Source organism: Albidovulum salinarum (assembly GCF_025673475.1).
GTDB lineage: Bacteria > Pseudomonadota > Alphaproteobacteria > Rhodobacterales > Rhodobacteraceae > Albidovulum > Albidovulum salinarum.
Genome location: NZ_JAOVQO010000010.1, coordinates 13,272 through 27,618 on the forward strand (window position 1 = coordinate 13,272; position 14,347 = coordinate 27,618).

Sequence of the window (14,347 nt, forward strand, 5' to 3'; positions counted from 1 at the left end):
CGAGGTGGGCGCTTATTAGCCAAAGCCTCCGGCGATGTGAAGGGGAATTTTCGCCCCGCCGCGAAAAAACACGCGACGGGGAACCACCCCCCTGAAACGGCGCCCCGGCGGCTACTCGGTTACCTCGGCCGAGGCGGTGTCGAGCGGCAGCGCGAAGCTCGGAAGCGCCGCTGGCAAGGCTTCCGGCGCCGCCGGAACCGCGGCCTGGTCGCCGCGGCCGGCAATCGTGTAGGCAGCCTTACGCACCAGTTGCATCCGCTCCGGCTGGCCCGGCGCGAAGGGGGCCGCGCCGGTCAGGTCCGCGGCGGTGATCGCCATGTCGTACCAGTCGAAGGCGAGATCCGCCCGCCGGGCCGCGCCGAATCCCTGGCTCAGGTGATGGCCGAGAAGCTCTCCGTACGCGGCCTCGCCAAGTGCTGCGAGAATCAGGTTGGAGGCCACGGCCACGTCCATGTCGTCGCCGGAATACCCGACCGAGAGGCAGATCTTCGCGGTCGCCGCGAGTTGCGCCGGCGCCATGCCGGTCGAGAGCGCGAAATCGCGCACATCGGCGATGACGCGATCGGCGGTTTCGAGCGAGACCGATGCGACATGGGTTTTCATCGCCGGCGCGAAGCCCGCACATTGGGCCGCCACCTCAGACATGGTGACGCCGGGCACGCGGGCGGCCATCTCCTCACCCTCGGCGATGGCGAAGCTGCGGACGAGGCAGAACTGCTCGCCGAGTGCCGTCATCGGATCGGTCATGGTCGCGACCGTGGTGTAGCCGCCGCTGGAAGCCATCAGCCCGACCCGGTTGCAATGCGAGGCGAGAGAGGCCTCGATCGTTGCGCCGCCGAGGAAGGTCGGCAGGCCCGGCGCGGCCGGTTCCGGCTCCGCCTCGGGCTCTGGCATAGCGATGACCGCCTGCGGTTCGGGCGCCGTCACGGCGGGCGCCGAGGGCACCGGGAGCACCGGCGCCGCCGGCATGGCGGTCGTCATCTGGCCGTGCACCGCGCCCTGGCCGTAGGGCGTGACCCCGGCGGCCTCGTCGCGCCAGGTCAGCAGGAGCCCGCGCATGCCCATCGGATGGGCGGCGGCCTGGCTCATCGTCGCCCCCCCCCCCGCCACCGCGCGGTGGTAGGAGCCGACGAGCAGGTTGCGCTCGTATTCGGTAAGATTGCCGGTGGCCGGGTAGCCGAGCGTCGCCTGGTACTGCGAGATCGCCGACCGCGAGCGGCTGCCGATCACCCCGTCGGCGGCGCCGACCGGATAGCCGAAATAATTCAGCGCCACTTGCACCTCGCGGTTCTGGGCGCGCTGCGCAGAACTGACCCCGCTGTAGTGGTAGCTCGGCGAGCGGCGCACCACTTGCTTTCTCTTGTTGGATTCGTTGACGATCGCGCCACCGATGATGCCGCCGATGATGCCACCGGCAATGGCGTCGCCGGCATCGGCCAGGACCGGACCGGCCGGTGACAGGACGAGCGAAACCGCTGCGGACGCGACGACGATGCGTTGCTTGATCATATCGTACCCCCCGACGAAAATGGCATTTCGCCGTGCCCCGGGCACGTCCAGGCCGCGGCGAGACTTGGAAACCACCCGAGTCTGAACCCCTCGCGTCGCATTGGCAACGGCGAAGGGGTTCAGGCCCGGGTTTTGCACACTCGTAACAAGAACTATCAACAAGGCTTTCTATCTATGGTCGATCACCCAGCCGGACCCCGTTCCTGACTCCGACCGAAAGCCCGGATGGGCCAGCAAGAAGGAGACGATGAGTAGACCGGTCGTGACCGCCACCGAAGCGGCCGCAATGCGTAACACCGACATGCTTGCCCCCAATGATCTGATCAAAAAATCCCCGTGAACTTTCGGGGAGGCCGTACTATGCGGGGGACTATGCGCCGCCGCATCGGCTGGCGCCAGTCTGGAATTCCTGCCCTTGGGGCAGCTTTGATGCGGAGAACCCATGGTCGAATGGATCACCAGCCCCGGCCTCGTCGATTACGAGGCCGCGCTTGCCGCGATGGAGGAGCGGGTGGCCGCGATCGCCGAGGGGCGTGCCGGCGAGGCGATCTGGCTGCTGGAGCACCCGCCGCTCTATACCGCCGGCACCTCGGCGCGGCGCGAGGATCTCACCGATCCCGACCGCTTCCCGGTTTACGAGGCGCGGCGGGGCGGCCAGTACACCTACCACGGGCCAGGCCAGCGCGTGGCCTATGTGATGCTCGATCTCAACCGCCGCGGCCGCGACGTCCGCGCCTTCGTCGGCCGGCTCGAGGCCTGGATCATCGCGGCGCTCGCCGAGTTCAACGTGAGAGGCGAGATCCGCGAGGGGCGCGTCGGGGTCTGGGTCGCCCGTCCGGACAAGGCGCCCGGCTCCGACGGTGCGGTGCGCGAGGACAAGATCGCCGCGATCGGAGTGCGGCTCCGGCGCTGGATCAGCTTCCACGGCATCGCGATCAACGTCGAGCCGGATCTTGCGCATTTCGACGGGATCGTGCCCTGCGGCATTCGCGAGCACGGGGTGACGAGCCTCGTCGATCTCGGCCTGCCGGTGACGATGGGCGATCTCGACGTCGCGCTGAAGGCAACCTTCGCGCAGGCATTCGGGCCGGGTGAGGCGGATCGGCGGCCCGGGCCTGTCGAAGCCTGAGACTGCGGGCAACCGATTCCCCGGCCAGCGCCCTTCCCCACCGATCAGGCCGGTTTGCGCCATGTCAAATCGCGCCATCGGATTCGGTGCTAGAGCGGCCCCGCCCGGACCTTGCCGGGGCTCCGCCAGTCGAAGGAAAGCGATGTAGATAGAGATCCCCGCCGGGACCGCGGCCACGCCGTAAGACCGAATGCCCGCGCGTGGACGCCAATCACGATACGTGCCGCCCCGCGGCCTAGCCCGGCCTCGCCGCTCCCGGCGCCCGCCCGGCAAGTCCTCGGACGCGCTTGATTTCCCGAAAATCCACGGGACGGAAATTTTCCGTCGCGGGCCCTGCTTCTTTGATTGCCCATCCGCCCCCGGACAATTATTACGGGGCCTGAAGCCGTGCGCGGGGCGATAACCCGCGCCTTGCGTATGGAATGGGAGAACAGCATGGCCGACGCAGCCGTTCATGGCCACGGTGATCATGGACACCCCGGGTTCTTTACCCGCTGGTTCATGTCCACGAACCACAAGGATATCGGTATCCTCTACCTCTTCACGGCCGCGGTCGTGGGTCTCATCTCGGTGGCCTTCACGGTCTACATGCGGCTTGAGCTCATGGAGCCGGGCGTCCAGCACATGTGCATGGAGGGCTCGCGCCTCTTCGCCTCCGACGAGCCCTGCACCCCGAACGGGCATGTCTGGAACGTGCTGGTCACGGCCCACGGCATCCTGATGATGTTCTTCGTCGTGATCCCGGCGCTCTTCGGCGGCTTCGGCAACTACTTCATGCCCTTGCACATCGGCGCGCCGGACATGGCGTTCCCGCGGATGAACAACCTCTCTTTCTGGCTCTATGTCGCGGGCACCTCGCTCGCCGTGGCCTCGGTGCTGGCGCCGGGCGGCAACGACCAGGCGGGTTCCGGCGTGGGCTGGGTGCTCTATCCGCCCTTGTCGACGAACGAGGCCGGCTGGTCAATGGACCTCGCGATCTTCGCGGTGCACGTCTCGGGCGCCTCGTCGATCCTCGGCGCGATCAACATGATCACGACCTTCCTCAACATGCGTGCGCCGGGCATGACGCTGCACAAGGTGCCGCTCTTCGCCTGGTCGATCTTCGTCACCGCCTGGCTGATCCTGCTGTCGCTGCCGGTTCTGGCGGGCGCGATCACCATGCTGCTGACCGACCGCAACTTCGGCACCACCTTCTTCCAGCCCTCGGGCGGCGGTGACCCGATCCTCTACCAGCACATCCTGTGGTTCTTCGGCCACCCCGAGGTCTACATCATCATCGTGCCGGGCTTCGGGATCATCTCCCACGTCATCGCGACCTTCGCGAGAAAGCCGATCTTCGGCTACCTGCCGATGGTCTACGCGATGGTGGCGATCGGGGTTCTGGGCTTCGTCGTCTGGGCGCACCACATGTACACGGTCGGCATGTCGCTGACCCAGCAGTCCTATTTCATGCTGGCGACGATGGTGATCGCGGTGCCCACGGGCATCAAGGTCTTCTCCTGGATCGCGACGATGTGGGGCGGCTCGATCGAGTTCAAGACGCCGATGCTCTGGGCCTTCGGGTTCCTCTTCCTCTTCACCGTGGGCGGCGTCACCGGCGTCGTTCTCAGCCAGGCGCCGGTCGACCGGGTCTATCACGACACCTACTACGTCGTGGCGCACTTCCACTACGTGATGTCGCTCGGCGCGGTGTTCGCGATCTTCGCGGGCTGCTACTTCTGGATGGGCAAGATGTCGGGCCGACAGTACCCGGAATGGGCCGGCAAGCTGCATTTCTGGATGATGTTCATCGGTGCGAACCTGACCTTCTTCCCGCAGCACTTCCTCGGCCGCCAGGGCATGCCGCGCCGCTACATCGACTACCCGGAGGCCTTTGCGTACTGGAACTACATCTCGTCGCTCGGCGCGTTCCTGTCCTTCGCTTCGTTCATCTTCTTCATCGGCATCGTGTTCTACACGCTCCGCGCGGGCAAGCGGGTCGAGGAAGCGAATTACTGGAACGAGCATGCCGACACGCTCGAGTGGACCCTGCCCTCGCCGCCGCCGGAGCACACGTTCGAGACGCTCCCGACCCGCGACATGTGGGACAAGGGCCACGCCCACTGAGATGCCCTATCACTGGGTAAGACGACCCGAGGAGGCCCCGGAGAAATCCGGGGCCTCTTCGCGTGAGCCGGTGGCCGAACTCGTGCTCTGGCCGCACCGCTCGCTGCCGCGCACCGGGTTCGTCGGCTTCATCGCGGCGACCGCGGCACTCCTGTCGCTGCCACTCTTCGCGGTCCTCGGCACCAAGGTCCTTTGGGGGCTCCTGCCCTTCCTCGTCCTCACCGTCTGGGGGATTTGGCGCGCGCTGAGTTCGAGCTACCGCACCGGCGAGCTGACCGAGCGGCTGACGCTCCACCCCGACCGGATCGAGATCCTCCGCCGCGCCCCGGACGGCAGCGAGCTGCGGTGGGAGGCCAATCCCTATTGGGTCTCGGTCGCGCTCCATGCCACGGGTGGTCCGGTCCCCGACTATCTCACGCTGAAGGGCGAGGGACGCGAGGTCGAGCTCGGCGCGTTCCTGTCGCCAGAGGAACGCCGCGACCTTGCGGGCGCTCTGCGAGAGATGCTTTCGGCAGCACGATCATGATCGGCTGCGGTCGCAGCAAGAAGCATGACACATTGTCGCCACATTTCGACTTCAGTTTCTCAGCGAACCTGATCGACGACGAGAACCGAAATGGCGACGCAGCAGGTCATCGGAAGCCCCACCCTGAGCATCGGTCCCGGTCAGACCGAGGTCGTGTCGGTCTACACGGCGACGAAACTGCCCGCGAGTTGGTCTGTCACGGTGCTATCGGACGGCGCGCTTTCCCCGGGCGACTACACCGTGTCGATCGGCCCGACCGGGGTCCTGACACTCACGCTGCTGCCGGGCGCCGATATCCCGCCCGGAGGCGTCACCGTGAGCCTCGCGGTCACCGCGGTACATGCCGGCGGCGGCCAGGGTAATACCGACACCCTGACGGTCTCGATCGCAATCGACGAGAACGCCGTGCCGTGCTTCGTCGAAGGCACGCTGATCACCACCACCGACGGCGAGCGCCCGATCGAGACGCTTGGCGTGGGCGACAGGGTCCTGACGCTCGACGGCGGGGCCGCGCCGATCCGGCACATCCTGCGGCGGGAGATAGGCGCGCGGCGTCTGGCGTCAGAATCGACTCTGCGACCGGTGCGCATCAAGGCGGGCGCTTTCGGCGCCGGGCGGCCGCATACCGATCTGCTGGTCTCGCCCTTCCACCGCATCCTGATCGGCGGCTGGGACATAGAACTGCATTTCGGCGCCGAGGAAGCGTTCGCCCATGCCGTGCACCTGGTCAACGACCACAGCGTCGTCCGCGAGGACACTGCCGGTCCGGTGACGTACATCCACCTCATCTTCGATCGCCACGAGATCATCCTCTCCAACGGCCTCGCCAGCGAGTCGCTTCACCTCGGAAACGTCGCCGTTCGATGCCTCGACCGGGAAGACGTGGCCGAACTCGAGCGGCTCTTTCCCGAGGCCGAAAGCCTGTCGGAACATGCCGATTTCGGGCTTGCACGGGGCTGCCTCACGCGCAGCGAGGCCACCCTCGTCGCGTCGATGCGCTGACGCGGCAAGCACACCGCAAACCAGTCCACGAGCTGCTTCTGCCGCACGCACCCGCCAACTCCGCGTCAGATCGATGCCTCTTGAATGATCTAGGCGGGACAGAGATTCGGGCGCTTTATTCCGCCGCCACCGCCGAAACGGCGCCCGCGACGAGCTCGACCCCGGCAAGCCCGGCAAGCCGGTCGAGATCCTCGGCGTAGCGCGCGCGCAGGGCGGTAAGCTGGGTTGCTGCGAAGCCGGTCTCGGGCGCGACCTGCGGCTGGGTTGCGTGGAAGGCGAGGATCCGGTCGCGTTGCCCGGGGGCGAAGCGGGCGCCCTGGCCGTAGTGGCGCTGGATCATCGCGATCGCGCTGTCGGTGATTGCCGGTGCCTCGGGCAGCACCACCGGATCGGCGAGCCGCAGCCCGGGCACGAGATGCGCCATCAGGTCAAGAGGGTGCTGCGGGCCGACCAGCACCGTCACCCTGCCCGCCTCGAGACCGTCGCGCAGCGCCGTCACCGTCTCGGTCCAGCCGCCGGAAAAACCCGCCATCGCCGGAACGTATTCCGCGAAGGGCTCCATCTGCCGGTCGAGCGCAAACCGGCGCCAAGCGCAGGCAAAGAGGTCCTCGTAGGGACGGATCGCGACGACGAGGCGGTCGACCGGCCGGCCGAGCGCCTGCCGCAGCGCCTCGGCCCGCTTCAGTGCCACCGGGTAGAAGCGCCCGGCGAGGAGGCTCGCCATATGCCCGGCAAGGTCGTGCTCCGACAGGATCAGACCGCGCCCCTCCGCGCCAAGGTCCGCGAGGGCCGTAGCGATCGCGCCGACGATGGCGTCGAGCGAGATGCCCTGGTGGCGCGGCTCGGGAAAGCCGCAGTCGAAGGTGCCGCCCGGCGCACCGCCCCGGCCCGGATAGGCCAGATCGTAGCCGGCCGCGGTCAGTGCCGCGCGATTTGCGCCAAGAAATCTCTGATACTCTTCGGCGCCGCAGCAATGCGCGCCGGCATGGACCACGATATCGCTGGTTGGAGCCTGCATGATGTCGGCCTTTCCCACGGATCGTTTCCAGACTGGTGACCAAATATGGCGAAGGTTTGGCTTTTTCCGGTTGCGGATTGGACGGCTGTCCAATCTGGACAAGACAGCAACACCGCGCCAGTCTCGGCCCCGGATAGCGGAGGAACGGCCATGGGCGCACGCAAGATCATCATCGACACCGACCCCGGCCAGGATGACGCGGTGGCGATCCTGCTGGCACTCGCCTCGCCCGAACTGGAGGTGCTCGGGCTTACCACAGTCGCGGGCAACGTGCCGCTCGCGCTCACCTCGAAGAACGCGCGCGTCGTCTGCGAGCTTGCCGGGCGGAGCGACATCCGCGTCTTCGCGGGCTGCGAGGCACCGCTCACCCGCCAGCTCGTCACCGCCGAACATGTCCACGGCAAGACCGGCCTCGACGGAATCGCGCTGCCGGATCCTTCGATGCCGCTCGCCGAGGGTCACGCCGTCGATTTCCTGATCGAGACCCTGCGCGAGGAGGCGCCGGGCACGGTCACGCTCTGCCCGATCGGCCCCCTCACCAATATCGCCACCGCCTTCCAGAAAGCGCCCGACATCGTCGAGCGGGTTGCCGAGATCGTGCTGATGGGCGGCGCCTATTTCGAGGTCGGCAACGTGACGCCGGCGGCCGAGTTCAACATCTATGTCGATCCCGAGGCGGCGAGCATCGTCTTCAAGTCCGGCGTGCCGCTCGTGGTGATGCCGCTCGACGTCACCCACCAGGCGCTGACCACAAGGGCGCGGGTCGAGGCGTTCCGTAACCTCGGCACCCGGGTCGGCCATGCGGTGGCGAGTTGGACCGATTTCTTCGAACGCTTCGACATGGCGAAATACGGCTCCGAAGGCGCCCCGCTCCACGACCCCTGCACCATCGCCTATCTCATCGAGCCCGACCTCTTCTCGGGCCGCCACATCAACGTGGAGATCGAGCTTGAAGGCCGCTTCACCGCCGGCATGACGGTCGCCGACTGGTGGCGCGTCTCGGGACGGGAGGCCAATGCGATGTTCATCGGCGATGTTGATGCGGACGGCTTCTTCGCACTCCTGACCGAGCGCATCGGGCGGCTCTGATCACGGCAGAGCTTCCCCTGCCCCGCCGCCGTGCCTATCTAGGGGGCGAGGAACGCGCATGACCCTGACCCTGCCCTTCGACAATTCCTATGCCCGGTTGCCGGACCGCTTCTTCGTGCGCCAGGCCCCGGTGCCGGTCGCCGAACCCGGCCTGATCGCGGTGAACGACCGGCTCGCGGCCGAACTCGGGCTCGACGCCTCTCTGCTCGCGACGCCCGAGGGCATCGCCGCCTTTGCCGGAAATGCGACGCCCGCAGGCGCGGCCCCCCTCGCCCAGGCCTATGCCGGCCACCAGTTCGGCGGCTGGGTGCCGCAGCTCGGCGACGGCCGCGCGATCCTTCTGGGCGAGATCGTCGCGCCCGGCGGGCGGCGCTTCGACCTCCAGCTCAAGGGCTCCGGCCAGACCCCCTTCTCGCGCCGGGGCGACGGCCGCGCCTGGATCGGCCCGGTGATCCGCGAATACATCGTCTCCGAGGCGATGGCCGCACTCGGCGTGCCGACCACCCGCGCCCTCGCCGCGGTTACGACCGGCGAGACGGTCTGGCGCGAGACCGCGCTCCCCGGCGCCGTCCTCGCCCGCGTCGCGGCGAGCCATATCCGCGTCGGCACCTTCCAGTATTTCGCCGCGCGCGAGGATACCGAGGCACTCCGGCTCCTCACCGATCACGTCATCCAGCGCCACTATCCCGGCGCCGAGGGACCGCTCGCGCTGATCGAGGCGGTGACGGCGGCGCAGGCGCGGCTCATCGCGAAATGGATGAGCTTCGGCTTCATCCACGGCGTGATGAACACCGACAACATGGCCATCTCAGGCGAGACCATCGACTACGGGCCCTGCGCTTTCATGGACGCCTACCATCCGGGCAAGGTCTTTTCCTCGATCGACCAGTTCGGGCGCTACGCCTACGGCAACCAGCCACAGATCGCGGTCTGGAACCTCGCGCAGTTCGCCTCCTGCCTTCTGCCGCTGATGGGCGAACTCGAGCCCGCGATCGAGGCCGCCACCACCGCGATCAACCGTTTCGGCGTGATCTACCAGAGGGAATGGCTGAGGCTCTTCCGCGCCAAGATCGGGCTTTCGACCGAGGAGGACGGTGACGCCAAGCTGATCGAGGCGCTGTTGACCCTGATGGCCGAGAACGAGGCCGACTTCACCCGCACCTTCCGCGGCCTCGTCGACGGCACCGCGGCGGCGGAGTTTGCCGACCCGTTCGCCTTTGAGGTCTGGGCCGAGGGCTGGCAGGCGCGGCTCGCACGCGAGGCCGACCCCGAGGCCGTGATGCGCTCTGCCAACCCGGCCTTCATCCCGCGCAACCACCGCGTCGAGGAGGCGATCCGTGCCGCCGTCGCCGGGGATTTCGCGCCGTTCCACCGGCTGAACGCGATCCTCGCGGAACCGTACGGAGACCAGCCCGAAGCCATCGCATACCGGGACGCGCCGAAACCGGACGAGATCGTCCGCCGCACCTTCTGCGGCACCTGATCAGCGGCGGAATTTGCGGAAGAACCGACGGTTCTTCTGGATGAACTCCTGCAGCACGCCGGTAAGCCCGCCAAGCTCGATCCCCTTGAGGTGGAGAAAGCCCGCGAAGGCCCCGATCGCCGCGCCGATCATGTCGACGATGAGATCCCACATCGTATCGACGAGGCCGGACTTCTGCATGTTCAGCCCGAAGACCTGGTCCATCGCGAACTCGAACACCTCCCACATCGCGCCGACCGACAGCGCGAAGCAGAAGCTGACGAAGGCCACCGCCCAGGCCGGCGCGGCGTAGCGGTCGCCCTCGAACAGCATGAAGACGAAGAGGAAGCCGACGAGCCCGAGGGCGACCGCCGAGACGCCGTGAAGCACGATGTCCCACCACCAGATCCAGTTGTAGAAATCGAACGCCTCGCCGAGGAAAATCGTGGCAAAGACGAAGACCACGATCCAGACGAAGAACCGCACCGGAAGGCGGATGCCGAACCGGCCCTGAAAGAGCACTGGCAGGAGCGACAGGACGATCGTCGCGACCGAGACGAAAGCGAGGTACCAGCGCCCGGTGACGAGCGCCGCGAGGCAAGCCACAGCCAGGACGGTCCAGATCGCCTGGACGATCAAGGGCTGGCGACGGAGGCGGCGCTTCCACATAAGTTCAATCTAGGATTGCGAAATTCGCGCTTCAAGCCCACATTTGACCGCACCAACCGAGGGGATGATGCTGCGCCTGGCCTCCTATAATGTGCACAAATGCCTCGGTCTCGACCGACGCCGACTGCCGCGCCGGGTGTTGTCCGTGATCAACGCGGTCGGCGCCGACATCCTCGCGCTGCAGGAAGTCGACCACCGGCTCGCGCCACGCCCCGCCGCGCTGCCGCACCGGCTGATCGAGCGCGAGACGGACTACACCGTGCCGCCCTTCGCCCTCGACGGACCGAGCCTTGGCTGGCACGGCCAGACCATCCTCGTGCGCCGGGAGATCGAGGTCACGGCGCTCCGCCGTATCGCGCTGCCGGGGCTGGAGCCGCGCGGCGCGGTCCTCCTCGAGGCGGAGACGACGGCGGGGGCGATCCGCGTCGTCGGCGTCCATCTCGGGCTGATCCGGCGCTACCGGACGATGCAGATAGCCGCGATCCGCGCCGCGATCGGCCGCCGCACGGCAATGCCGACGGCGATCCTCGGCGACTACAACGACTGGTCGGTGCGCGGCAGCGGCGAGGCGCTGGCGCCAGAGTTCCGCCTCCACGCGCCCGGCGCGAGCTTTCCCGCCGCGCGCCCGATCGCACCCCTGGACCGGATCGCGCTCGGCCCCGGCCTGCATCTCGTGGATGCCGGCGTCCATGCCTCAGCGCCGGCCCGAATCGCCTCGGACCACCTGCCGATCTGGGCCGATCTTCGGATCGACCCGCCCCCGACCGGCTCAGCGCCGGGCTAAACCCGTCACTAGAAACACGATTGCGCCCGGCGCTGTTCCCGGCCAGCATCTTCGGAATCCCAAGGTACAGACCGTGACACAGACGCTCGCCCCGATCGCCGCCTACGACATCCTGCCGGACGGGACGGCGCGTGCCCTGTCCGATCCCTGGCCCGACGCGGAGCCCGCGCCCGACGCGATCTGGCGCTGGATGCATTTCGAGCGCACCGATCCCGGCTTCGTCGCCTGGAGCGCCGAGCACCTGCCCGCGCCGGTGCGCGCGGCCCTCCTGCAGGCCGAGACCCGGCCGCATTGCGACGCGATCGGCGACGGGCTTCTCGTCACCCTTCGCGGGATGAACCTCAACCCCGGCCAGGCCGAGGAGGACATGGTCTCGCTCCGGCTCTGGATCCGGGCGAACCTCGTCGTGACGGCCCGGCTCCGGCGGGTCTTTCCGATGGACGACCTCCGGCGCGAGATCGCCGAGGGCCGGGCGACGGCCTCGCCCGCCGCCTTCGTCGCCCGTCTCGCCGACCTCGTCACCGAGCGGATCGAGACCGCCTCGTCCGCGCGCGAGGACCTTCTGGACGGGATCGAGGAGGCGCTTCTCGACGACGAGTCGGAGGCCCTCGCCGCCCACACCACCGAGATCGCCCGGCTCGCGCGCTCGGTGATCAAGCTGCGCCGCCACATCGCCCCTCAGCGCGAGGCACTGAACCGGCTCGCGGGAATCGAGGCCGCCTTCCTCACCAGCCCCAGCCGCTACGCCCTGCGCCATGCCGCGAACCGCACCACCCGCGCGGTCGAGGAGCTCGACACGGTCCGCGACCGGCTCACGGCCCTACGCACCCATATCGACAGCCTGCAGACCGCGCGGCTCGGCCGCAACGGGTTTATCCTGTCGGTCGTGGCGGTGGTGTTCCTGCCCCTGAGCTTCCTCACCGGGCTCTTCGGCATGAACGTCGCGGGCATTCCGGGCACCGTTTGGCCCTGGGCCTTCGCGACGCTCTCGTTGGCGATGATGCTCCTCGGGCTCGGTCTGTGGGTCATCCTGCGCTGGCGGAACTGGTTCTGAAGCGCGCTGCAGCCCGCTTCCCCCTTGCCACGTCCCCGCGCCCGCGCTAATCAACGATCCACGCGGGTGTAGCTCAATGGTAGAGCAGCAGCTTCCCAAGCTGAATACGAGGGTTCGATTCCCTTCACCCGCTCCAATCCTTGTGACGACCGGTTCAACCAACCTATCAACCAAGGGAGATTCAGATGAAAACCACGATCCTTGCAGCGGCCATCGTTCTCGCCGGTTCCGGCGCGGCTTTCGCGGCTCAATGCCCCTCGATCATGGCCCAGATCGACGAGGCGCTGGCCGCCTCCACCGCCGACGACGCGACCAAGGCCGAGGTCATGGCGCTCTATGAGACCGGCAAGGCCGCGCATGAGGCGGGCGACCACGACGCTTCGGTCGCCGATCTCAACGCCGCGCTGGTGCTGCTCGGCGGCTGACCAGCCCCGACCGCATTACTGGACGGACCCGCCGCCGCTCTGGTGGCGGGCCCGATGGTTTCGGTTTCCTTCCGCCCGCCGAGCCGCTAGGGATCGCTGCGCGACTCCCCCAGCAAAGGACCGAAGCAATGAGCAACGAGATCGTCAGGTTAGAGACAGAAACCCGCATGTCGAATGCGGTCATCCACAACGGCGTCATCCACTTAGCCGGCGTCGTCGGCGAGCCGGGCGGCGATGCCACCCAGCAGACCCGCGACTGCGTGGCCGAGATCGACCGGCTTCTGGCACTCGCCGGCTCGGACAAGACCCGGATCTTGCGCGCGCAGATCTGGCTCGCGGACATCAAGGCCGACTTCGCCGCGATGAACGCCGTGTGGGACGCCTGGGTTCCGAAGGGCCATGCCCCCGCCCGCGCGACCGGCGAGGCCAAGCTTGCCACGCCGGACTACCTGGTCGAGATCATCATCACCGCCGCACAGGCCTGAGCGGCGGTCCGGTTTTTCGCCAAAAGAGCGGCATTTTGTCTGCGAGAAAATAGGCCGGCTCAGAGGGCCGCGACCATGAGGCAAAGCATCTCGAACATCAGCGAGGCGCCGAGCCAGGCTGTTCCGCCGGTCGGATCGACCGGCGGCGACACCTCGACGAGGTCCGCACCGACGATGTTGAGCCCGGCGCATTCGCGCACCACCCGGATCGCCTCGTAGGCATTGGGTCCGCCCCATTCCGGCGTGCCGGTTCCCGGCGCGACAGAGGGATCGACGAAGTCGATGTCGTAGGACATGTAGGCGGGCTTCGTCCCGACGATCGCGCGCGCCTCCGCCATCACATCCTTGACCCCGCGGTCAAAGAATTCCTCGATCGTGACGATGCGGATCCCGTGCGCCTTGGCGAAGTCGCGATCCTCGCTGTCGTACATCGTGCCGCGGATGCCGATCTGGATCATCCGCGCGGGATCGAGCAACCCCTCCTCCACCGCCGAACGGAACGGATTGCCGTGCGTGAGCGTGGTGCCGCCGAAATAGGCCGGGAAGAGGTCGGTATGGCTGTCGAAATGCACCAGACCGAGCGGCGCGTCCTTCGCGATGCCGCGCAGCACCGGCAGCGTGCAGAGGTGGTCGCCGCCCGCGACCAGCGGCCGGATGCCGCGTTCCTTGAGGCCGGTGAAATAGGCCTCGAAGCGCCTGAGCGTGTCGGGATTGTCGACCGGGTTCGGCCCGACGTCGCCGAGGTCTGCGCAGTTCGCGGCCTCGAAGGGGCGCATCCCGCTCACGCCATGCTGCGCGCGGATCATCGTCGAGGCGTCGCGCAGCTGGCGCGGCCCGTGCCGCGGCCCGGCCCGGTTCGAAACTCCTCCGTCCCAGGGCAGGCCGACAAGCCCGATCTGAACCTCGTCCGCGCGCGGGTGGTCCAAGGGCACATGCGGCAGGCGCATGAAGGTCGGGATGCCCGCGAAGCGCGGCATCTCCATGCCGGAAACCGGGTGGAAAAATCGATCGCTCATGGCCGCTCCCCTGCTGTCGACCGCGAGCTTACCGAGCTCGATGCAAAGGTAAAGCCGCCTTTCTTCGCGCTCG

14 protein-coding genes and 1 tRNA gene are annotated in these 14,347 nt (G+C 67.8%); 11 read left to right on the top strand and 4 right to left on the bottom strand.

Annotated features, from left to right (window positions below; genetic code table 11):
- Positions 1 to 111 precede the first annotated feature (111 nt).
- Entirely contained in the window at positions 112 to 1,509 is a 1,398-nt protein-coding gene (locus OEZ60_RS11510) for a peptidoglycan-binding domain-containing protein (RefSeq protein ID WP_263336193.1), read from the bottom strand.
- Between the two features lie 442 nt (positions 1,510 to 1,951).
- Between OEZ60_RS11510 and lipB the strand changes: the two genes are divergently transcribed.
- The 4 genes from lipB to OEZ60_RS11530 all read left to right on the top strand — a co-directional run bounded on the left by lipB (position 1,952) and on the right by OEZ60_RS11530 (position 6,272).
- Entirely contained in the window at positions 1,952 to 2,638 is a 687-nt protein-coding gene (gene lipB, locus OEZ60_RS11515) for a lipoyl(octanoyl) transferase LipB (RefSeq protein WP_263336195.1), read from the top strand.
- Positions 2,639 to 3,073: 435 nt separating this feature from the next.
- Positions 3,074 to 4,744, top strand: coding sequence for a cytochrome c oxidase subunit I (gene ctaD, locus OEZ60_RS11520; RefSeq protein WP_263336197.1), 1,671 nt, complete (start codon positions 3,074 to 3,076; stop codon positions 4,742 to 4,744).
- Position 4,745: 1 nt separating this feature from the next.
- Positions 4,746 to 5,270 (top strand): DUF2244 domain-containing protein, encoded by a 525-nt coding sequence (locus OEZ60_RS11525; protein ID WP_263336200.1) that lies wholly within the window; start codon positions 4,746 to 4,748, stop codon positions 5,268 to 5,270.
- 90 nt (positions 5,271 to 5,360) lie between these two features.
- Positions 5,361 to 6,272 carry a Hint domain-containing protein gene (locus OEZ60_RS11530; RefSeq protein ID WP_263336202.1) on the top strand — a complete coding sequence of 304 codons (912 nt, stop codon included), beginning with the start codon at positions 5,361 to 5,363 and terminating at the stop codon, positions 6,270 to 6,272.
- Between the two features lie 115 nt (positions 6,273 to 6,387).
- Here OEZ60_RS11530 and OEZ60_RS11535 read toward each other — a convergent pair whose 3' ends face one another.
- Positions 6,388 to 7,308 carry a hypothetical protein gene (locus OEZ60_RS11535; RefSeq protein ID WP_263336205.1) on the bottom strand — a complete coding sequence of 307 codons (921 nt, stop codon included), beginning with the start codon at positions 7,306 to 7,308 and terminating at the stop codon, positions 6,388 to 6,390.
- Between the two features lie 132 nt (positions 7,309 to 7,440).
- Between OEZ60_RS11535 and OEZ60_RS11540 the strand changes: the two genes are divergently transcribed.
- Complete coding sequence (locus tag OEZ60_RS11540) at positions 7,441 to 8,379, top strand: nucleoside hydrolase (protein ID WP_263336208.1); 939 nt, start codon at positions 7,441 to 7,443, stop codon at positions 8,377 to 8,379.
- 58 nt (positions 8,380 to 8,437) lie between these two features.
- On the top strand, positions 8,438 to 9,862 hold the full coding sequence (locus OEZ60_RS11545) for a protein adenylyltransferase SelO (RefSeq protein WP_263336210.1): 1,425 nt from the start codon (positions 8,438 to 8,440) through the stop codon (positions 9,860 to 9,862).
- Here the strand turns inward: OEZ60_RS11545 and OEZ60_RS11550 are convergent, their stop codons facing one another.
- Positions 9,863 to 10,510, bottom strand: coding sequence for a hypothetical protein (locus OEZ60_RS11550; RefSeq protein ID WP_263336213.1), 648 nt, complete (start codon positions 10,508 to 10,510; stop codon positions 9,863 to 9,865).
- Between the two features lie 43 nt (positions 10,511 to 10,553).
- On the opposite strand from OEZ60_RS11550, the gene OEZ60_RS11555 reads away from it, so the two are divergent.
- The 5 genes from OEZ60_RS11555 to OEZ60_RS11575 all read left to right on the top strand — a co-directional run bounded on the left by OEZ60_RS11555 (position 10,554) and on the right by OEZ60_RS11575 (position 13,258).
- Positions 10,554 to 11,294 carry an endonuclease/exonuclease/phosphatase family protein gene (locus tag OEZ60_RS11555; RefSeq protein ID WP_263336215.1) on the top strand — a complete coding sequence of 247 codons (741 nt, stop codon included), beginning with the start codon at positions 10,554 to 10,556 and terminating at the stop codon, positions 11,292 to 11,294.
- A gap of 73 nt (positions 11,295 to 11,367) precedes the next feature.
- Entirely contained in the window at positions 11,368 to 12,348 is a 981-nt protein-coding gene (locus OEZ60_RS11560) for a CorA family divalent cation transporter (protein ID WP_263336218.1), read from the top strand.
- A 62-nt stretch (positions 12,349 to 12,410) separates the two neighbouring features.
- Positions 12,411 to 12,484 (top strand) — tRNA-Gly (locus OEZ60_RS11565).
- A 49-nt stretch (positions 12,485 to 12,533) separates the two neighbouring features.
- Positions 12,534 to 12,773 (top strand): hypothetical protein, encoded by a 240-nt coding sequence (locus OEZ60_RS11570; protein ID WP_263336220.1) that lies wholly within the window; start codon positions 12,534 to 12,536, stop codon positions 12,771 to 12,773.
- 128 nt (positions 12,774 to 12,901) lie between these two features.
- Positions 12,902 to 13,258, top strand: a complete 357-nt coding sequence (locus OEZ60_RS11575) for a RidA family protein (protein WP_263336223.1) — start codon at positions 12,902 to 12,904, stop codon at positions 13,256 to 13,258.
- 59 nt (positions 13,259 to 13,317) lie between these two features.
- Here the strand turns inward: OEZ60_RS11575 and OEZ60_RS11580 are convergent, their stop codons facing one another.
- Positions 13,318 to 14,274 (bottom strand): agmatinase, encoded by a 957-nt coding sequence (locus OEZ60_RS11580; RefSeq protein WP_263336226.1) that lies wholly within the window; start codon positions 14,272 to 14,274, stop codon positions 13,318 to 13,320.
- Positions 14,275 to 14,347 lie beyond the last annotated feature (73 nt).